At 66.9% G+C, this 251-nt stretch carries 1 protein-coding gene; it reads right to left on the bottom strand.

The window, feature by feature from the left end; genetic code table 11:
- Positions 1–251, bottom strand: a 251-nt coding sequence (locus AC0L2P_RS32465; RefSeq protein ID WP_473507276.1) for a GH25 family lysozyme, incomplete at both ends; no start/stop codon positions are given.

Genomic DNA, 251 nt, shown 5'->3' with positions numbered 1-251 from the left:
ACATAGCGAATAGATATGGATCGCGCCGCGCCGCATCCCTGCCTCGGGCAGGGCGTCCCAATTCCCCTCGAACGACGCTTCGCGCCGATCTGCGCCGGAGGTCGCGACGATATAGGCGAAGTCCGCCCCATTGGCGCGAAGGGTGCGCCATTCGACGGCGGGCGGGTTTTCGGGCAGGTCGATCCCCTGCAACGGATAGCGTTCGGTCGGCGGATGCCAATGCGTCGCCCAATGCCGCCCACCCGGCGTGA

The organism is Mesorhizobium sp. WSM4836, assembly GCF_055811815.1.
Note: the sequence above shows the minus strand (reverse complement) of the source record. Positions and strands in the feature narration are given on the sequence as shown.